Below are 19,017 nucleotides of genomic sequence, written 5' to 3'. Positions count from 1 at the left end.
GAATCAAATGCCCACAACCCACATCCTGAAGGACCTGAACGCCGCAACCATGGCGGAGAATGGCGCGCCTTATGGGGTGATCGAGTCGGCGGCAATTGTGATCGAGGGCGATAAAATCGTATGGGTCGGGCCGCGGACCGCTTTGCCCGAAACCTATGTCGGGTTGTCTGAGACGTCCTGCGCAGGGCGTCTGGTGACGCCCGCTCTGATCGATTGCCACACGCATGTTATCCACGGCAGCCATCGCGCGGTCGAGTTCGAGATGCGCTTGAATGGGGCGAGCTATGAAGAGGTTGCCCGCGCCGGAGGGGGGATCATCTCTACCGTGACGGCCACGCGTGCGGCCAGTCTGGATGACTTGGTTGCGCAAGCGCTGCCGCGCGTGGATGCGATGCTGGCCGAAGGTGTCTCGGTCCTCGAAGTGAAATCCGGCTACGGCTTGGATCGCGAGACCGAATTGACCATGCTGCGCGCCGCGCGGGCTTTGCAAGACCACCGTCCGGTGCGGGTCGTAACCAGTTTTCTTGGCGCCCATGCGGTGCCGGTGGAGTACAAGGGCAATCCGGACGCATATATAACTGAGGTTTGCATTCCGACCCTTCGGGCCGCCCATGCCGAGGGGCTGGTTGATGCAGTAGATGCCTTCTGCGAAGGGATTGCCTTTCTGCCCGACCAGCTCGTGCCGTTCTTTGATGTGGCGCGTGAGCTTGGCTTGCCGATCAAACTGCACGCCGAACAGCTGTCCAATCTCGGCGGCGCAAAGCTGGCGGCAAGCTATGGCGCACTGTCTGCGGATCATATCGAGTATCTTGATGACGAGGGTGCAGCGGCAATGGCGCGCGCGGGCACTGTTGGTGTGATCCTGCCCGGTGCTTTCTATACCCTGCGCGAAACGCAATCTCCGCCTATTGATCTGCTGCGCAAGCGCAATGTCCCGATGGCTTTGGCGACGGATTGTAATCCGGGTTCGGCCCCGATGACCTCTCTGCTTTTGGCAATGAACATGGGCTGCACCCTGTTCCGCATGACACCTGAAGAGGCGTTGAAAGGCGTGACCCTCAACGCCGCCCGCGCGCTGGGTTTGCACGATTGCGGCCAGATTGCACCCGGCATGCGCGCTGATCTGGCGATGTGGAACGTCACTCACCCGGCCGAGCTGTCCTATCGCATCGGCTTCAATTCGCTACACGCTCGCATTTTCGGAGGCGCAGTTTGACCACCCTGACCCTTACACCCGGCGCTGTTTCTCTGGCGCAGTTGGAGCAGGTGTTCCGAGACGAATGCGCCGTGCAGTTGGATCCGATATGCCATCCCGGCATTCTGGCTGCCCACGCGCGCATCGCGGATGCTGCTGCGGGTGAGGTCGCGGTCTACGGCGTGAACACAGGCTTCGGCAAGCTTGCCAGTGTCAAGATCGCGGCCGAGGATACGGCGACCCTGCAGCGCAATCTGATCCTGTCGCATTGCTGCGGTGTCGGCCCTGCGATTCCGCGGCCGCATGCGCGGTTGATGATGGTCCTGAAACTGCTCAGCCTCGGGCGCGGAGCCTCAGGCGTGCGGCTGGAGTTGATCACGCTGCTTGAGGCCATGTTGGCGAAGGGCGTCACCCCTGTGATCCCCGCGCAGGGTTCGGTCGGGGCCTCTGGTGATCTGGCGCCGCTGTCCCATATGGCCGCTGTCATGATGGGCGAGGGTGAGGCCGAATATGGTGGCAAGGTCATGCCGGGGGCCGAGGCGCTGGCGGCAGCTGGCCTGACGCCGGTGGAGCTTGGCCCGAAAGAAGGCCTCGCGCTGATCAATGGCACCCAGTTTTCAACCGCTTTTGCTTTAGCGGGCCTGTTTGGAGCCTGGCAAGCGGCGCAGAGCGCGCTGGTCACCTCGGCACTGACCACAGACGCCATCATGGGATCCACCGCGCCGTTGCAGCCTGAAATACACAGCCTACGCGGCCATCGCGGCCAGATTGAGGCCGCAGAGACCATGCGCGCCCTGCTGGCCGGGTCGGTGATCCGCGAAAGCCACCGCGACGGCGATACGCGCGTACAGGACCCGTATTGTATCCGCTGCCAGCCGCAGGTCGTCGGTGCGGCAATGGACGTGATCCGGCAGGCCGCCACAACGCTTGAACTTGAGGCGAACGCCGCCACCGACAACCCTCTGGTCTTGTCAGAGGCCGGGCTGATCGTCTCGGGCGGTAACTTTCATGCCGAACCAGTTGGTTTCGCCGCCGACATGATCGCGCTGGCTGTGGCCGAGATCGGAGCCATCGCCCAACGCCGCATCGCACTGATCGTCGATCCGGTCCTCAGCTTTGATCTGCCGCCCTTCCTGACCCCCAATCCGGGCTTGAACTCGGGCCTAATGATTGCCGAGGTCACGACGGCGGCTTTGATGAGTGAAAACAAGCATCTCGCCAACCCATGTGTGACGGATTCGACGCCCACCTCGGCCAATCAGGAGGACCACGTCTCAATGGCGGCCCATGGCGCGCGGCGTCTGGGTCAAATGGTCACCAATTTGGAGCGTATTCTGGGTGTCGAGCTGCTTTGTGCCACACAAGGGATCGAATTCCGCGCGCCGTTGCCCACCAGTGAAACGTTGCAAGGCGTGATGGCCCAGTTGCGCGCTGTGGTGCCGCCTTTAGGGGACGACCGCTATACCGCGCCGGATATCGAGGCAGCCTCAATCCTGATTTCTAGCGGCGAGATAGCGCGAAACACAAGTGTTGCCATGCCAGAGCTGGGCGCGTGATGGATCCGTTTGAAGTCACCCGAGGCGATAGCCCCATCGTTCTGGGCCTGCCGCATACCGGCACCTATGTACCACCCGAGGTGCAGGCTAAGCTGAACGCGCGTGGCAGGGCGCTGACGGATACGGATTGGCACATCCAAACGCTCTATGACGGGTTGCTGACCGGGGCGACGGCGGTCCGCGCGAGTTTCCACCGCTATGTGATTGATGCCAATCGCGATCCGTCGGGCGTGTCTCTCTATCCCGGTCAGAACACGACGACACTGGTTCCGCTGACCGACTTCGATGGGAATGGCATCTGGGATCAGCCGCCATCCGATGCGGAAATCGCCGAACGCCTCGCTGCGTTTCATACGCCCTATCATGCCACGCTGATGGCCGAACTGGAGCGGGTCAGGGCGATCCACGGCATTGCGGTCCTGTATGACTGCCACTCGATCCGCAGCACCATTCCGTACCTGTTTGACGGAGTCTTGCCCGATATGAATCTGGGCACAAATAACGGCACGACCTGCGCGCCTGAGATCGAGGCAGCGGCCCATGAGTTTGCCGCTTCATCACCCTATAGCACCGTCTTGAACGGAAGGTTCAAAGGCGGCTGGACGACACGCCACTATGGCCGCACGGCCGAGGGTCTCCACGCCATTCAGATGGAGCTGGCCCAATCCTCCTACCTGACAACCGAGCGCCCGCCATGGTCCTATGACGACCGTAAAGCCGAACGTTTGCGCCGCTGGCTATTCGACATTCTGGACGCCGTCCAAGACACAGCATTGGAGCTTGCATCATGACCGACCCCCGCAAGAACACCCGTGATATCTATCCGCCCACCGGGCCGGAGCTGAACACTAAAAGCTGGATGACCGAAGCGCCGCTGCGGATGCTGATGAACAACCTGCACCCGGACGTGGCCGAAAACCCGCATGAGCTGGTGGTCTATGGCGGCATCGGGCGCGCGGCGCGGACTTGGAACGACTTTGACACCATCGTCTCAAGCCTCAAGGATCTGGAAGAAGACGAGACACTGGTTGTGCAATCCGGCAAACCCGTGGCCATTGTGCGGACGCATACGGATGCCCCTCGGGTGTTGATCGCGAACTCGAACCTTGTGCCACATTGGGCCAACTGGGATCACTTCAACGAGCTCGATAAGAAGGGTCTGATGATGTACGGCCAGATGACCGCTGGCTCGTGGATCTATATCGGGACGCAGGGTATCGTGCAGGGCACTTATGAGACCTTCGCCGAGGCCGGGCGTCAGCACTATGGCGGCGACCTGACCGGCAAGTGGATCCTGACCGGTGGTTTGGGTGGAATGGGTGGCGCGCAGCCCTTGGCGGCGGTTTTTGCCGGGGCCTGCTGTCTGGCTGTTGAATGCAATCCGGACAGCATCGACTTCCGCCTGCGCACCAAATATCTGGATGAAAAGGCCGAAACGCTGGACGAGGCGCTTGAGATGATCGCCCGCTGGACCAAGGCGGGTGAGGCGAAATCGGTCGGCCTGCTGGGCAATGCGGCAGAGATCTTCCCCGATATCTACCGCCGGATGCAGGCCGGTGGCATGCGCCCCGATATCGTCACCGACCAGACCAGCGCCCATGACCCAGTCAACGGCTACCTGCCGCTGGGCTGGACCATGGCGCAGTGGAAGGACAAACGCGAAAGCGATCCCAAAGCGGTTGAAACTGCCGCGCGCGCCTCGATGAAGCAACATGTCGCTGCGATGGTCGATTTCTGGAACGCGGGCGTGCCGACGCTGGATTACGGCAACAACATTCGCCAAGTGGCGCAGGATGAAGGGCTCGAGAACGCCTTTGCCTTCCCCGGTTTCGTGCCCGCCTATATTCGCCCGCTGTTTTGCCGCGGGGTCGGCCCGTTCCGCTGGTGCGCCCTGTCTGGCGACCCCGAGGATATCTACAAAACCGACGCCAAGATGAAAGAGCTGTTCCCCGAGAACACCCATCTGCACAATTGGCTCGACATGGCGCAGGAGCGTATTGCCTTCCAAGGCCTGCCCGCACGGATCTGCTGGATCGGTCTTGGGGATCGCCACAAGGCCGGGCTGGCCTTCAACGAAATGGTGCGCGACGGAGAACTAAAAGCCCCGGTTGTCATTGGTCGGGATCACCTCGACAGCGGGTCCGTCGCCTCGCCCAACCGTGAGACCGAGGCGATGAAGGACGGCTCGGACGCTGTTTCCGACTGGCCGTTGCTGAATGCGCTGGTGAATACGGCCTCGGGCGCAACATGGGTGTCTTTGCATCATGGCGGTGGGGTCGGCATGGGCTTTAGCCAACACGCGGGCGTGGTCATTTGCGCCGATGGTACCGATGCAGCGGCCAAACGGTTGGAGCGGGTTTTGTGGAACGATCCGGCCTCGGGCGTGTGGCGCCACGCGGATGCGGGCTACGAGGATGCTAAGGCTTGTGCCCGCGAACATGGGCTGCGGTTGCCGGGTATTCTGGGATAGCCCTCGGTCAACGATCCGCGAATTGATGCGTCATATTGAACGTGTTATGCATGCCGGGTTGCGTCGTGAAATTTTGTAGATAATAAACTCGACGCAACGCAAGCTGCCGAGAGTTTTATAGATAAAATGATCATCCCTCATTCCGGCTGGACCAAAAAATCCGCGCAAGCTGTTCATGATCTCCCGCTGATGGATCTGCTGTTCCGGGCGCAAACCGTCCATCGTGAGCATTTCGATCCGAACAAAATCCAGACCTCGAAGCTGCTGTCGATCAAAACCGGAGGCTGCGCCGAGGATTGCGCCTATTGCTCGCAATCGGCGCGCAATGGCTCGACCCTGCCTGCATCCAAACTGATCGAGGTGCAGCGTGTGCTGGCCGAGGCGAAGAAGGCCAAGGATGGCGGCGCGACGCGGTTCTGCATGGGCGCTGCCTGGCGTGAGCCCAAGGCACGCGACATGGCAGCTTTGGTCGCGATGGTCGAAGGCGTCAAGGCCATGGGAATGGAGACCTGCATGACGCTGGGCATGCTGGACGACACGCAGGTCGTGCAGCTGCGCGATGCAGGGCTGGACTACTACAACCACAATATCGACACGTCCGAGCGCTACTATTCCGAAGTCATCACAACCCGGACCTTCGCCGACCGGATCGATACGATGAACCGAGTGCAGGAAGCGGGGATCAAAGTGTGTTCCGGCGGCATTCTGGGCATGGGTGAGCATAAGGGCGACCGCATCGATATGCTGCTGACGCTGGCCAACATGCAGCCCGCGCCGGATTCGGTTCCCATCAACATGCTGATGCCACAAGCCGACACACCTCTGGCAGATGCCAAGCCAATCGATCCGATCGACTTTGTGCGCATCATCGCGACGGCGCGTATCTTGATGCCAACCTCTTACGTTCGCCTGTCCGCTGGCCGCAGCGAAATGAGCGACGAGATGCAGGCAATGTGTTTCTTCGCCGGTGCGAACTCGATCTTCGTGGGCGAAACGCTGCTGACGGCCGAAAACCCCGAAGAGGATACCGATATGGTCCTGTTTGCCAAACTTGGTCTGCAGGCCGAGAAAACCGGGGATCAGGTGAGCCGGGAAGCCGCTGAATGAAGGCTGCTGTTCGGCTCGAATCCATGCTCGACACCGTGCAGGCCCGGCATCGCCGCCGGGTCCTGACGCCCGCGTCGGGATTGGATTTCGCGTCGAATGACTATCTGGGCTTCGCCGGATCGCAGCTTCTGCGAGAGGCCGCGCAAAAGGCTTTGGCACGCGGTGTTCCGGTTGGCTCTGGCGGCTCGCGGCTATTGCGCGGCAACCACACCGAGCATGAAGCGCTGGAGGCCGAGGCTGCCACGTTCTTCGGGGCTGAGGCCGCTTTGTTCATGGGCGGCGGTTTTCAGGCCAATCAGGCGATTTTCGCAACCCTTCCTGCGGCCGAGGATCTGGTTCTCTATGACGCTCTGGTTCACGCCAGCGCGCATGAGGGCATGCGCTCATGCCGGGCCGATCAGCGGTCGTTTCGACACAATGATGTCGCGGACGCGCGTGAAAAGGCACAGGACTGGCGGGCCGAGGGCGGCCTGGGCCAAATCTGGATCGCGGTTGAAAGTGTCTATTCGATGGAAGGGGATCTTGCCCCTCTGAACGATTTGGCGGGCTTTGCGCGAGAACAGGACGCTGTTATGGTCGTCGACGAAGCCCATGCGACCGGCGTGTTCGGACCTCAGGGACGGGGGCTGGCCCATGACCTCGACTGTCATCTGTTGACGCTGCACACCTGCGGCAAAGGTCTGGGCGTTGCCGGAGGGCTGATCTGCGGCCAAAAAGTCATGATCGACACGCTGATCAACCGCGCACGCCCCTTCATCTTTGCCACCGCGCCGTCGCCTTTGAATGCCGCTTTGGTTCGTACGGCCCTTGAGGCGCTGGCTACTCAGACAGGTCTGGTCGACGCCGCCCAGAAGCGCATTGGCCATGCCCATGATGCGGCGCGCGCAATTGGGGTCCTCAAGGCTGCGCTGAACAGTCAGATCATTCCGATCATTCTGGGTGACGATGCGTGCACGATGAAGATGGCGCAGACCTTGCAAACGCAAGGGTTCGACCTCAGGGGCATCCGCCCGCCAACGGTACCGCGCGGGACGTCGCGCTTGCGGATTTCCATCACCGGCAATGTCGATCGCGCCGATATCTCGGCCCTGTTCAACGCCTTGGCCGCATATCAATCGGAGGCCGCATGAGCGCGCTGATCATCACCGGAACCGACACCGGCGTCGGCAAGACTGTATTCTCGGCCGGTCTGACTGCCGCCCTTGGAGCCACTTACTGGAAGCCAGTGCAATCCGGGCTTGAAGATGCGACCGATACCGACATCGTGCACGACCTGTCCGGGGCAGAGGTCCTGCCTGAGGCCTACCGTCTGAACATGCCCGCCTCGCCGCATCTGTCCGCCGAGGATATGGGGGTCGAGATCGACCTTGCCCAACTGGCGCTGCCGCAGGTTGATGGCCCTTTGGTCGTTGAAGGGGCAGGGGGGGTGATGGTCCCTCTGAACCGGCAGGTGTTCTATCTGGAGCTCTTCGCGCAGTGGAAAGCTCCTGTAGTTCTGGTTGCGCGTACGTCGCTTGGAACGATCAACCATACGGCTTTGTCCCTTATGGCCCTACGCAATGCGGGGTGCGACGTCATCGGCGTTGCCTTTGTTGGCGACCCCGAACCAGAGGTCGAACAAACCATCGCACAGATGTGCAAGACCCGGCATCTGGGGCGGCTGCCATATCTCTCGGACCTGACCCGTGAAAACCTGTCGGATGCGTTCCAGACCATCGACCTTGATGCGATCCGGAGGGCTCTATGACCCCGCTGGAATTTGACGCCCGCCACCTGTGGCACCCCTACACCCATGTGCTGGATCCGGGCCCGATGCATCTGATCACCAGCTCCGAGGGCGTCTGGTTGACGCGTGAGGACGGTGGGCAGATGATCGACGCCATGTCATCCTGGTGGTGTACCGTTCACGGCCATCGTCACCCGGCCATTATCGAGGCGATGCAAGCCCAATTGGCGCAGCTGCCGCATGTCATGTTCGGAGGCCTGACTCACGCGCCCGCGGTCGAGCTGGGCCGAAGGCTGATCGGAATGCTGCCCGACGGTCTGGATCGCATCTTCTACAGCGACAGCGGCTCAGTCGCCATCGAAGTCGCGCTAAAAATGGCGGTGCAGTACCAGATCGCCAAAGGCCGCACAGCGCGTTCAGAGTTCGCCACCATCCGGGGCGGCTATCACGGTGACACCTGGAAAGCGATGAGTGTTTGCGACCCGGTGAACGGGATGCACGGGCTGTTCAAGGGCGCTCTGTCCATCCAGCATTTCCTGCCGCGCCCGACTATCCGTTTCGATCAGGACTGGTCCGAGGATGCCGCCGAAAACGGGCTGATAGCACTTGAGCAGTTGTTGGACGAAAAGGGTGACAAGATCGCGGGGCTGATCCTGGAGCCTGTCGTGCAAGGTGCGGGCGGGATGTACTTCTATCATCCGAACTGGCTGAAGGGTGCGCGGGCGCTGTGTGACGCGCATGATGTACTGCTGATTTTCGATGAAATTGCAACGGGCTTTGGCCGCAGCGGAGAGCTGTTTGCCATGGATCACGCGGACGTGGTGCCTGACATCCTGTGCCTCGGCAAAGCCCTGACCGGAGGGCACATTACACTGGCCGCCACCATCGCGACCGAGGCGGTGGCGCGCGGCATCGGCGAAAGCGAGGCCGGTGTGCTGATGCATGGCCCGACCTATATGGCCAACCCTCTGGCCTGCGCGGCAGGTGTTGCCAGCCTCGATCAATTGGTCCAACGCGACTGGCGGGCCGAGGTCACGGGGATTGCGCAACAGATGCAGGACGAACTCGCTCCGGCTCGTGACTTGCCCGACGTGGCAGATGTGCGGGTTCTGGGCGCCATCGGTGTGATCGAGATGAAGGATCGTGTCGACCCTGCCGTGGCCCATGGCCTCGCACCGAAGACCGGCGTCTGGTTGCGTCCGTTTGGGCGCAATATCTATTGCATGCCGCCCTACATCATCTCGCCAGATGAGCTGAGCCGCGTCACCGCCGCCATGGTCGACCTCGCCGGAGGTGCCGGATGAGGCATCAATGGCTGGCACGCTCGGATAGCCCCGATCTGATCCTCGTGTTCGGGGGGTGGGCGTTGGGTCCTGCACCGTTTTCTGGCCTTACAGGTGGAGAAAATGTGCTGTTCGTTGAGGGCTATACCCGACTGGATGACCCGCTGCCGGATTTGGCGCTGTTCGATCGCGTGGCTTTGATGGCCCTCTCTTTCGGCGTTGCCTCGGCCGCGCATTGGCTGAGCCATACAGGGATGCGTCCAGACCGCTTGGTCGCCGTCAGTGGAACGCTGAACCCTGCAAGTGCCGAGCATGGGATCGCGCCCGATTTGGTCCGAGCGACTGCAGATCAATTGTCTCCGGCCAGCTTTGCTAAATTCTGTCGTCGCGCGGGCGTCAGCGGAGATGTTCCTGAACTGGATATCCCGTCGGCTCGGGCCGAGTTACTTGCGGTGATCGATCGTTGCCCAGCTGAAGATCCGTGTTTTGATCGTATTTGGATTCCAACGCGCGACCGCATCGTGCCAACAAACGCGCAACAGGCCGCATGGGCCTCGCGTGCTGATAGTATTCGAACTGTCGAAGGTCCTCATGTCCCGTTCCGCGCGGGGCAAAGCTGGGCGGAGTGGCTGGCATGATGGTGCAACTCTTGGACCGGGTTCAGCGCAGCTTCAGCCGTAGCTTCCAAAGCTATCACGACACTGCCTGCCAACAGGCCTGGGTGGCCGCGAAACTGGTGGAAGTGACGCGCCAACACGACGCCCCGGCAAAGTTTGAACGTGGATTTGAGCTGGGTTGCGGAACCGGGCATTTCACGCGGCTTCTGTGTCAAGCCCACCGTTTTGACAGCCTCACCCTGAATGATATCGCACCCGAAGCCCGCCAAACGGCAGATAAGGTCGGCGCGCAGTTTATCTGCGGCGATGCGCGGCGGGTGATCTGGCCCGAGAAGACGGATCTTTTTGCCTCCGCGTCGATGATCCAGTGGATGGAAGACCCGCAGGCGCTTTTGGAACGGGCGGCGCGATCCCTCGCACCGGGCGGCTGGTTGGTGATTTCGGGCTTTGGGCGGGAACAATATCGGGAACTAAGCCAGATCGGCAGTTCGGCCCGTGCCCCCGGTTTGTGCGGCCCCGACCAGATGGCAGGGGCTGTGGAGGCTCATCTGGAAGTGCTTGCGACAGGCGAGGCGCTGCGACCTTCATACTTTCCTACCCCGCGCCATGTTCTGCGCCATCTGCGTAAGACCGGCGTCAACGGGCGCGCGAAAAGTGTCTGGACCAAATCCACACTCGCCCTGTTCGAGGCAGAGTACACACGCCAGTTTCAGACCGAAAACGGCGTCTCTCTCAGCTATCATCCCGTCTGGATCGTCGCGCGCAAGCCGCAGGTCTGAGGCCTCGCGGTTAGTACCTCGCGTCCGTCTTTTCAGCGTTTGCAGGCACTCAGGCGCAGATTGTGAAATCTCATACCGAAACGTCGCAATGATCTGTTGCGTTCGCGGTCACAGGTCGCCACGGTAGCATTTGAGATTTTGGCGTTGCTGTGGCCCGCCATCAGGAATTTGAAGGAGGGGGCAGAATGACCGCGACACTTACATTCGAACATCTCAAAACGCAGGTCTCAGCGGGTGAAGTAGATACCGTTCTGGTGTGCTTTGTTGACATGCAGGGCCGTCTGATGGGCAAGCGCTTTCATGCGGGTCATTTCGTTGCGGGCGCGTGGGAAGAAACCCATTGCTGCAACTACTTGCTGGCCACTGATCTTGAGATGGGCACACCGGACGGCTATGCCTCGACCAGTTGGGAGCGGGGGTATGGCGACTATGTCATGAAGCCCGATCTTTCGACCCTGCGCCCGGTGCCATGGCTTGAAGGCACTGTTATGGTGATGTGCGATATTCTCGATCATCACACGCATGAAGAGGTGCCGCATGCGCCTCGGGCGATGTTGAAGGCGCAGGTCAACCGCTTGAAAGCCATGGGCTATGAGGCGATGTGTGCGACAGAGCTGGAGTTTTTCCTTTTCGAGAAGAGTTTCGACGAAATCCGCAAAAACGGCTTTCGCGATCTCGAGCCGATTTCCGGCTACAACGAGGATTATCATATCCTCCAGACCACCAAGGAAGAGCATGTGATGCGCCCGATCCGTAACCATCTGTGGGATGCGGGGATACCGGTTGAGAACTCGAAAGGTGAGGCCGAAACCGGGCAGGAAGAGCTGAACATCAAATACGCGCCTGCGATGGACACGGCCGAGTACCACTCGATCGCCAAGAATGCGGTGAAAGAGATCGCCTGGCAGCATGGTCATGCGGCAACGTTCCTGCCGAAATGGCATCACGACAAGGTCGGCAGTTCCAGCCATGTGCATCAATCCCTTTGGAAAGACGGCGCGCCTGCTTTTTATGATGAAAATGATCCGCTTGGCATGTCCGATGTGATGAAAAGCTATTTGGCTGGCCTGCTGAAATACGCCCCGGATTACACCTATTTCATGGCCCCTTATATCAACAGTTACAAACGGTTCATGAAGGGTACCTTTGCGCCGACACGGATTATTTGGTCGGTGGATAATCGAACGGCTGGCTTCCGCCTGTGTGGAGATGGGACCAAGGCCATTCGGGTGGAATGCCGGATCCCTGGGTCGGACATGAACCCGTATCTTGTGATGGCCGGTATGCTGGCGGCGGGAATTGCCGGCATTGAAGAGGGATTGGAGTTGCAACCTGCGGCAACCGGCGACGTTTACCAGGGCGATACGGGGATGATCCCCGGCAATCTTGGTGCAGCATTGAGCGCTTTGCGTGGTTCGGCCATGTTGCGGGCTGCTATGGGGGATGAGGTGGTGGATCACTACGCTCGGGCCGCTGAGGTGGAAATCGAAGAATTTGCGCGTGTGGTAACCGATTGGGAAGTTGCCCGTGGGTTTGAGCGCGCGTAGAGGGCAGGAGCGAGGGGCCAGCCCCTCGCGCTCCCCGAGGTATTTTGGGCCAGATGAAGCAGGGGATCCTGTTTTTTCGGAAAATGGAGTGACTATGGGGCAGATGTTAAAGTGTGTCTCACCGATTGATGGGTCGGTTTTTGCGGAGCGGGAGGTGCTATCTCGGGACGTGGCGTTTGAGGCGGCGGCTCGGGCACGCGCCGCGCAGGCGGCTTGGGCGGCGCGGTCCTTGCACGAGCGAGTTGATCTTGTGATGGCCGGTGTCGCGGCGGTTGGTGCGATGAATGATGAGATCGTACCTGAGCTTGCCCATATGATGGGTCGGCCCGTGCGCTACGGTGGTGAGTTTGGTGGGTTCAATGAACGCGCCAGCCATATGGCGGAGATTGCTGAAAGCGCGCTTGCCGATATCGCCGTGGGCGAGGATGAGACGTTTCGGCGGTACATTAAGCGCGTTCCGCAAGGGGTGGTCTTTGTGGTGGCCCCCTGGAACTATCCCTATATGACGGCGATCAACACGGTGGCTCCGGCGCTGATCGCCGGGAATACCGTGATCCTGAAACATGCCACCCAGACTTTGTTGGTGGGCGAGAGGATGGCGCAGGCGTTCCACGTGGCTGGTCTGCCCGAGGATGTGTTTCAGAATGTCTTCCTCAGCCACGATGTGACTATTGATCTGATTGCCGGAAATGCGTTTGATTTCGTGAACTTCACTGGCTCGGTCGGCGGCGGGCAGGCGATGGAATGTGCAGCCGCTGGCACCTTCACAGGCGTCGGGACCGAGCTTGGCGGAAAAGATCCGGGCTATGTGATGGAGGATGCCGATCTGGATGCCGCCGTGGATACTCTGATCGACGGGGCGATGTTCAACTCGGGCCAATGCTGCTGCGGGATTGAGCGGATCTACGTGCATGAAAGTTTTTTTGACGACTTCGTCGCGAAGGCGGTCGAGATCGTGAAGGGCTACAAGCTCGGCAATCCTCTGGACCCTGAGACGACGCTGGGCCCGATGGCCAATGTGCGCTTTGCCGATGAAGTGCGCGCTCAGATTGCCGAGGCTGTAGCGGATGGCGCGGTGGCCCATATCGAGACATTCCCTGAGGATGACGGCGGCACGTATCTGACGCCTCAGATTCTCACCAATGTCACCCAGGACATGCGCGTGATGCGGGATGAGAGTTTTGGGCCGGTCGTGGGGATTATGAAAGTGTCCTCTGATGAAGAGGCCATCGCGCTAGTGAATGACAGCGAATTTGGCCTGACCGCCAGCCTATGGACCCGGGATGTGGACCGGGCCGCCCGAGTCGGTGATCAGATCGAAACCGGCACTGTATTTATGAACCGGGCCGACTATCTGGACCCGGGTCTGTGCTGGACCGGCTGCAAGAATACCGGGCGGGGGGGTGGCCTGTCGGTCATTGGGTATCACAATCTGACCCGTCCAAAATCCTATCATTTGAAGAAGGTGACATCATGAGCCTTGTTGGAAGCTGGTCCTACCCGACCGCGATCAAATTCGGTGCTGGCCGCATCAACGAACTGCCCGAGGCGTGTGCGACGGCAGGGATGAAGCGCCCTCTGCTGGTGACGGACAAGGGGTTGGCCGATTTGCCAATCACGACGGCGACGTTGGACATTCTCGAGGCCGCCGGTCTGGGTCGGGGTCTGTTCAGCGATGTGGACCCGAACCCGAATGAAAAGAACCTCGATGCCGGAGTCGCGGCCTACAAAGCCGGTGGTCATGACGGGGTGATTGCCTTTGGCGGCGGCTCGGGGCTGGATCTGGGTAAGATGGTTGCCTTTATGGCGGGTCAAACGCGCCCCGTTTGGGATTTTGAAGATATCGGTGATTGGTGGACCCGTGCTGATGCGGATGTGATTGCGCCGATCATCGCGGTGCCTACAACGGCCGGAACGGGGTCCGAGGTAGGACGTGCCAGTGTCATTACCAATTCCGAGACCCACGCCAAGAAGATCATCTTTCACCCGAAGGTTCTGCCCACCGTGGTGATCTGCGACCCGGAACTGACCGTGGGCATGCCGAAATTCATTACAGCAGGCACCGGGCTGGACGCCTTTGCGCATTGCGTCGAGGCCTTTTCCAGCCCGCATTACCATCCGATGAGCCAAGGCATCGCGCTGGAGGGAATGCGGTTGGTCAAGGATTACCTGCCACGCGCTTATGCGGATGGCACTGATCTTGAGGCGCGCGCGCAGATGATGAGCGCGGCGGCCATGGGGGCGACGGCGTTTCAAAAGGGCCTCGGCGCGATCCACGCCATGAGCCATCCGATTGGCGCGGTGTTCAACACTCATCACGGCACGACCAACGCGGTTTGCATGCCCGCGGTGCTAGAGTTTAACGCGCCCGCCATCGCGGATCGGTTCCAACAGGCTGCCGCCTATCTGGGTATCGAGGGCGGCTTCGACGGATTCCGCGCCTTTGTACAGGAGTTCAACGATGCGTTCAGCATCCCGCGTCAGCTGTCGGAGCTGGGCGTGATTGAGGATCGGATACCCGAGCTGGTTGAAGGCGCGATCATTGACCCCTCCTGCGGGGGCAATCCGATTGAGCTGACGAAAGAGAACCTGACGCAGCTGTTCCGCGCCGCGCTTTAGGTCAGACGGCCCGGCGGGTGTCCTCGCCGGGCCTCTCAAGTGTTACTCAGCAGCCATAGCGCGGATCTCGGCCCGCGCCATGGTGACCCATTCCAGATCCTTGGTGTAACGCCAGGCCAGATCGCCGTTTTCATCCATGGCGATCAGGTGCAGCCAACGATTGTCGAACAGCTCTTTCACGGTTTCGTTGCGTCTGAGGATGTCGTTCATCGCCTCCCGTGGGGCCTCGATGATGACCGACAGGCGCAGCGGGTCGTGCTGGAACGACTCTCCGTCATGCACGGATTGCCAAGGTAGGCCGGGGCGCAGCGCGCCGCCATTGCCTTCGACAACACCGATGCCGCCAACCACATTGTGCAACAGTTTGTTGCCGCCGCCGAACAGGCCAGGTGCGACGGTCGAGCCGTAATATTGTAGGCTGATCCAGCTGGCGACCACGACCGGAGCGGTCATGATCAGTTCCAGCACGCCAAAGCCCTCATCCGCGCGCCAGTCATAGCTGTGCAGAAAGGACTGACCCGCAAGACCCGTGCCATCGGTCCGGGACCGCGGCGCGGCAATGAAGGCGCGGCATCCGGCTAGCCCCCATTCAGGGCGCAGCTCAGCCCAGTCGGTGGCGCGGCGGGCGATGTCATTGGCCCCTTTGGCACGCGGTAGACGCGCGGCGCGCTCGGACCGGGCCAGTTGTCCGGCCGAGGTCAGCCAGGTTTTCAACTGTGCAATCTTCGCGGCCCACTGACCCGTCGCCTGATCCTGATCGAACAGAGAGACCTTGTCGGTCGTAGTGTGGTGCATCGCCGCCAGAAACAGCGTGTCCGCCGGGATGTCGATCCCCTCGGCGCGCAGCCCTTCACGTACTGCATGATCGTTCAACAATCCGGCCAGAAGGCGGGCGCTGACGTCACCGGCATGACCGCCACATGCGCCACATTGCAGGGCGCTTTCATGGGGGTTGTTCGTCACATCCGCGCCATGACCGGCGAGCATCACGATACGAGCGAAGTTTCTGGTCAAAGACATCGCCCCAAGGATGGCTTTGGCCGAGGCGACACGTGTAGGCAGGTCGATCCCGTCGTCAAGCTTCGGCGCAGGGTCGAACTTCGCGGCCTCGTGGCCCTTGCCTAGAGCGTCGCGCAGCAGTTTGCCCGCATAAACTGGACCTGTTGCCTCCACAAAGGCAAAAGACGAGACCGCGGCCAGTTTAAACCGGCCCCAGGCCCGTTTGGCCCGTGCGGTGTAACGCCGGTTAAGGTCGGCCTGCGCGCCCTCGGCCGCGTGGGAACACACGTTCGGGTTCAACAGGACCGGTCCCCGTATTTCGGTCACGTCGGAACCGGCTGCCTTGTGGGCGCTGGCGAGGCCGAAGAAACCAGCAAAACCAATGGTTTCGATACCGCTGTCCTGCGATTCTAGCGCGCGGCGGAAGACTTCGGAGCGGACGTCGATGCAAAATGCCGCTTGCACCTCGGGGCGGCCTTCGACCTTGCGCGGCTGACGGGCGCTGAGGGTTTGCGCCAGCTTGCGTTGTTGCGCGCGCTCCGAAGCGTCCTGCAGCACCGCGTCGATCACCAGATCGCGGATCGGGGTGATGGGGGCCTCATGCTGGGCAATGGTTTCAGCCCAGCGATCGGCAATCTGATCGTGGTAGAGGCCAAACAGAGCCTCTTCGAACACCATGCGAATGGCCAGCAGTTCGGTTGTGCTCGTATCCGTCTGCCCTTCCAGCTCGGCTTGCCATAGCAGATAGCGGGCATATTGCGCCCAACCGCCCAGTGTCATCAGCCAGCGATGGAAGGCGGTGCTGGCCGCCTCAGGGGTGACACCCAGTGCCTCAGAGGCGCGGCCAATCGCCCGCCATTGCGAGCGGTTGGTGCCAGCCACGAAGGCTCCGAACCCTTTCAGGCCGTGGATTTCCGGGGTCAGATCGCGTGAGGCGAACTCGCGCCAGGCGCTATAGGCACCGCCTGTGCGGTTGGGTTGCCACAGGGCCTGACCCTGATCGAAATGGCTGGCGGCCCAGGCCCCGATCCGTTCGTCAATCAGACCGGGCCAGTCGATCCCGGAGACCTCGGCAGCCAGATCGGCAACCGTGGGCAGGGGAGACAGCTTCGCGGTCTCGGACCCAAGCGCAGCTTGCAGATCTTCGAAACTGGGTGCGTCAAAGCGGCTTTCGACGCCGGCGAGGGCATCCCGCAGATCGACCTCAGAAATCTCTCCGCTTGCCAGTTTCTGCGCAAATACCGCCCGGTCCGGAGTGATCCGCGTGCCCGCAACCCGCGCCAGCCGGGCCGAGGTCACGGCCAGCGTCTCTTGCGTTTGTCCCAGAAACGGGTTTACCGCGACGTTGGAGGCAAGCGGGAACAACGGCGGGATTTGACGCACCGCATCATTGGCCAGCGCGACCAGTTCCAGAAGGGCTGCGGGATAGCTTTCGTGTTTCATATACATCTTGAGAAACCCCTCTTACACGGTTTGGCGCTTGGACCATCCGTCCAGCAGCCGGTCAAAGATTGCGTTGGCATAGAGCCCGTTCGACAGATGCACCCGAATACCAGCCGCCGCCGGGTGCGAGGCCCAAAGCGGGAAAGTCGATTGGGCCAAGGCCACCGCGCCAAAGCTGATCAGGGCAAGAATGATTAGCGTCCACTCCAACGGCCCGGGCGCAGGCGCTGCGGGCAGGGTGCCCTTGGTCAAGTACACGGCGATGATCTGCAGGACGAAGTAGCTGATCGAGGTTACGCCAGCATAGACAACAGTGCGGCGGGTCAACGCGCCGGGTGCGGCATCAGCAAAGCCCTGCGCCAGCAGATAGGCGACGCCGAAGATCAGGATCACGCCAAGGGCAATGGCCTGAACGGATTTGCCGTCTACGCCGAAGGTCATGGCGACGATGCCGTAGATCAGGATGCCGGTGGCAAATGCCAGCAACACGTTCCGCGCGCTTGGCACAGCGACTGGGCCGGGCCGGCGGATGGCTGCCACGTTGCGCACGGCCTCACCCGCGCTGAGGAACGCATGCGCTTTGTAGAGCGAATGCGCCACGATATGCAGCAGTGCCAGCGGGAACAGAGCCAGCCCGCATTGCATGATCATGAAAGCCATCTGAGCAATGGTCGACCACGCCAGCGAGGTCTTCACGGCCGGTTGTGTCAGCATCACCAGACCGCCAAACAGCGCGGTGAACCCGCCCAACATCACCAGCAATGCCATGATGCCCGGTGCGGCCAGCATCACGTCGGCAAAGCGGATCAGCAGGAACCCTCCAGCGTTGATGACGCCCGCATGCAGCAGGGCCGAGACGGGGGTCGGGGCCTCCATCACCTCGGTCAGCCACCCATGGACCGGGAACTGGGCCGAGGCCATGATGGCGGCCAGCGCAATCAGCAGCGCGGCGGCGATGGTCAGCCCGTTGGGTTCAGCCGAAGACAGGATCGAGGCAATGTCCGTGGTGCCATAGGTTGCGATCAACAGGACTACCGCAAGGGCTAGCGCGCCTTCACTGATACGCGCCACAACGGCCTTTTTCCGCGCTGCCCTTCGGGCGGTGGTCCGCTCGGGGTAGAACAGCAACAATTGGTGCAGCAGCAGGCTGGTCGCAATCCACGCAGCGAGCAATTGGATCAGGTTGCCCGACATCACCAACAACAGAACCGAGGCGAGTGCTGCCGACATCCAGCCGGTGAACGCACCCTGACGGGCCTCGCCATCCATATAGGTAGCCGAATAACGTATAACGACCCATCCGATGAAGCTGACCAGAACCAGCATGATGGCGCTGACCGCGTCAAGCCGCACGGAAAGGCCAACGCCCCAGACCCCGATCAACCCCGAGGTGCCGGAGCCGTTAAGAACCAGCATCAGGGCCGACAGCGCAGCGCCTCCGAAAGCCGCCAATGCTGCCCATTCCGACAGTCTCGAGACATGGGTTGGCCGCAGTCCCGGATTGCGGCTGGCATAGTAGGCCGATGCCAGCAAGATCAGCGGGCTGAGCAGGGGTAGAAACAGGTAGGTCATGATGCGCGTTCCTTGTGAGTCCAGCCTGTTTTGGCCGGTTGAGCAGGACATATTGCGCCTTCGTCAGTACGAAAAATACATTGTTATAGAGATTACGTTCTACT

General features: G+C 61.1%; 15 protein-coding genes. 13 read left to right on the top strand and 2 right to left on the bottom strand.

Annotated elements, in window-relative coordinates:
* Positions 1-7 precede the first annotated feature (7 nt).
* The 13 genes from hutI (at position 8) to ACRZ95_RS15435 (ending at position 14,899) form a co-directional block, all read left to right on the top strand.
* Positions 8-1,216, top strand: coding sequence for an imidazolonepropionase (gene hutI / locus ACRZ95_RS15495; protein ID WP_170679887.1), 1,209 nt, complete (start codon positions 8-10; stop codon positions 1,214-1,216).
* On the top strand, positions 1,213-2,751 hold the full coding sequence (gene hutH, locus ACRZ95_RS15490; RefSeq protein WP_170679889.1) for a histidine ammonia-lyase: 1,539 nt from the start codon (positions 1,213-1,215) through the stop codon (positions 2,749-2,751). Before hutI ends, hutH begins: the two co-directional genes overlap by 4 nt.
* On the top strand, positions 2,751-3,542 hold the full coding sequence (hutG, locus tag ACRZ95_RS15485; protein ID WP_170679999.1) for an N-formylglutamate deformylase: 792 nt from the start codon (positions 2,751-2,753) through the stop codon (positions 3,540-3,542). Before hutH ends, hutG begins: the two co-directional genes overlap by 1 nt.
* On the top strand, positions 3,539-5,221 hold the full coding sequence (gene hutU, locus ACRZ95_RS15480) for a urocanate hydratase (RefSeq protein ID WP_170679891.1): 1,683 nt from the start codon (positions 3,539-3,541) through the stop codon (positions 5,219-5,221). The genes hutG and hutU overlap by 4 nt, the downstream gene beginning before the upstream one ends.
* A 126-nt stretch (positions 5,222-5,347) precedes the next feature.
* A complete protein-coding gene (bioB, locus tag ACRZ95_RS15475) occupies positions 5,348-6,328 on the top strand; it encodes a biotin synthase BioB (protein WP_170679893.1) in 981 nt (326 codons plus the stop codon).
* Entirely contained in the window at positions 6,325-7,458 is a 1,134-nt protein-coding gene (locus tag ACRZ95_RS15470; protein WP_170679895.1) for an 8-amino-7-oxononanoate synthase, read from the top strand. The genes bioB and ACRZ95_RS15470 overlap by 4 nt, the downstream gene beginning before the upstream one ends.
* Entirely contained in the window at positions 7,455-8,075 is a 621-nt protein-coding gene (gene bioD, locus ACRZ95_RS15465) for a dethiobiotin synthase (RefSeq protein ID WP_170679897.1), read from the top strand. The genes ACRZ95_RS15470 and bioD overlap by 4 nt, the downstream gene beginning before the upstream one ends.
* Entirely contained in the window at positions 8,072-9,358 is a 1,287-nt protein-coding gene (gene bioA / locus ACRZ95_RS15460; RefSeq protein WP_170679899.1) for an adenosylmethionine--8-amino-7-oxononanoate transaminase, read from the top strand. The genes bioD and bioA overlap by 4 nt, the downstream gene beginning before the upstream one ends.
* Entirely contained in the window at positions 9,355-9,975 is a 621-nt protein-coding gene (locus tag ACRZ95_RS15455) for a pimeloyl-ACP methyl esterase BioG family protein (RefSeq protein ID WP_170679901.1), read from the top strand. The genes bioA and ACRZ95_RS15455 overlap by 4 nt, the downstream gene beginning before the upstream one ends.
* Positions 9,972-10,733 (top strand): methyltransferase domain-containing protein, encoded by a 762-nt coding sequence (locus ACRZ95_RS15450; protein WP_170679903.1) that lies wholly within the window; start codon positions 9,972-9,974, stop codon positions 10,731-10,733. The genes ACRZ95_RS15455 and ACRZ95_RS15450 overlap by 4 nt, the downstream gene beginning before the upstream one ends.
* 185 nt (positions 10,734-10,918) lie before the next feature.
* Entirely contained in the window at positions 10,919-12,280 is a 1,362-nt protein-coding gene (locus tag ACRZ95_RS15445) for a glutamine synthetase family protein (RefSeq protein WP_170679905.1), read from the top strand.
* 94 nt (positions 12,281-12,374) lie between these two features.
* Positions 12,375-13,757 carry an aldehyde dehydrogenase family protein gene (locus ACRZ95_RS15440; RefSeq protein ID WP_170679907.1) on the top strand — a complete coding sequence of 461 codons (1,383 nt, stop codon included), beginning with the start codon at positions 12,375-12,377 and terminating at the stop codon, positions 13,755-13,757.
* Positions 13,754-14,899, top strand: a complete 1,146-nt coding sequence (locus ACRZ95_RS15435; RefSeq protein WP_170679909.1) for an iron-containing alcohol dehydrogenase — start codon at positions 13,754-13,756, stop codon at positions 14,897-14,899. Before ACRZ95_RS15440 ends, ACRZ95_RS15435 begins: the two co-directional genes overlap by 4 nt.
* Before the next feature lie 42 nt (positions 14,900-14,941).
* Here the strand turns inward: ACRZ95_RS15435 and ACRZ95_RS15430 are convergent, their stop codons facing one another.
* Positions 14,942-17,347 (bottom strand): DUF2309 domain-containing protein, encoded by a 2,406-nt coding sequence (locus ACRZ95_RS15430; RefSeq protein ID WP_170679911.1) that lies wholly within the window; start codon positions 17,345-17,347, stop codon positions 14,942-14,944.
* A 15-nt stretch (positions 17,348-17,362) separates the two neighbouring features.
* A complete protein-coding gene (locus ACRZ95_RS15425) occupies positions 17,363-18,913 on the bottom strand; it encodes a proton-conducting transporter transmembrane domain-containing protein (protein WP_170679913.1) in 1,551 nt (516 codons plus the stop codon).
* Positions 18,914-19,017: the final 104 nt, after the last annotated feature.

It is taken from the genome of Ruegeria sp. AI3, assembly GCF_056541245.1.
The sequence above is the reverse complement of the archived record's forward strand: the minus strand, read 5'-3'. Positions and strand labels throughout refer to the sequence as shown.

Coding starts and splice junctions, on each gene's coding strand:
- bioA (WP_170679899.1), top strand. CDS start 8,072: ATGACCCCGCTGGAATTTGACGCCCGCCACCTGTGGCACCCCTACACC.
- bioD (WP_170679897.1), top strand. CDS start 7,455: ATGAGCGCGCTGATCATCACCGGAACCGACACCGGCGTCGGCAAGACT.
- ACRZ95_RS15455 (WP_170679901.1), top strand. CDS start 9,355: ATGAGGCATCAATGGCTGGCACGCTCGGATAGCCCCGATCTGATCCTC.
- ACRZ95_RS15435 (WP_170679909.1), top strand. CDS start 13,754: ATGAGCCTTGTTGGAAGCTGGTCCTACCCGACCGCGATCAAATTCGGT.
- hutG (WP_170679999.1), top strand. CDS start 2,751: ATGGATCCGTTTGAAGTCACCCGAGGCGATAGCCCCATCGTTCTGGGC.
- ACRZ95_RS15450 (WP_170679903.1), top strand. CDS start 9,972: ATGATGGTGCAACTCTTGGACCGGGTTCAGCGCAGCTTCAGCCGTAGC.
- ACRZ95_RS15430 (WP_170679911.1), bottom strand. CDS start 17,347: ATGTATATGAAACACGAAAGCTATCCCGCAGCCCTTCTGGAACTGGTC.
- ACRZ95_RS15470 (WP_170679895.1), top strand. CDS start 6,325: ATGAAGGCTGCTGTTCGGCTCGAATCCATGCTCGACACCGTGCAGGCC.
- ACRZ95_RS15440 (WP_170679907.1), top strand. CDS start 12,375: ATGGGGCAGATGTTAAAGTGTGTCTCACCGATTGATGGGTCGGTTTTT.
- ACRZ95_RS15425 (WP_170679913.1), bottom strand. CDS start 18,913: ATGACCTACCTGTTTCTACCCCTGCTCAGCCCGCTGATCTTGCTGGCA.
- hutU (WP_170679891.1), top strand. CDS start 3,539: ATGACCGACCCCCGCAAGAACACCCGTGATATCTATCCGCCCACCGGG.
- bioB (WP_170679893.1), top strand. CDS start 5,348: ATGATCATCCCTCATTCCGGCTGGACCAAAAAATCCGCGCAAGCTGTT.
- hutI (WP_170679887.1), top strand. CDS start 8: ATGCCCACAACCCACATCCTGAAGGACCTGAACGCCGCAACCATGGCG.
- ACRZ95_RS15445 (WP_170679905.1), top strand. CDS start 10,919: ATGACCGCGACACTTACATTCGAACATCTCAAAACGCAGGTCTCAGCG.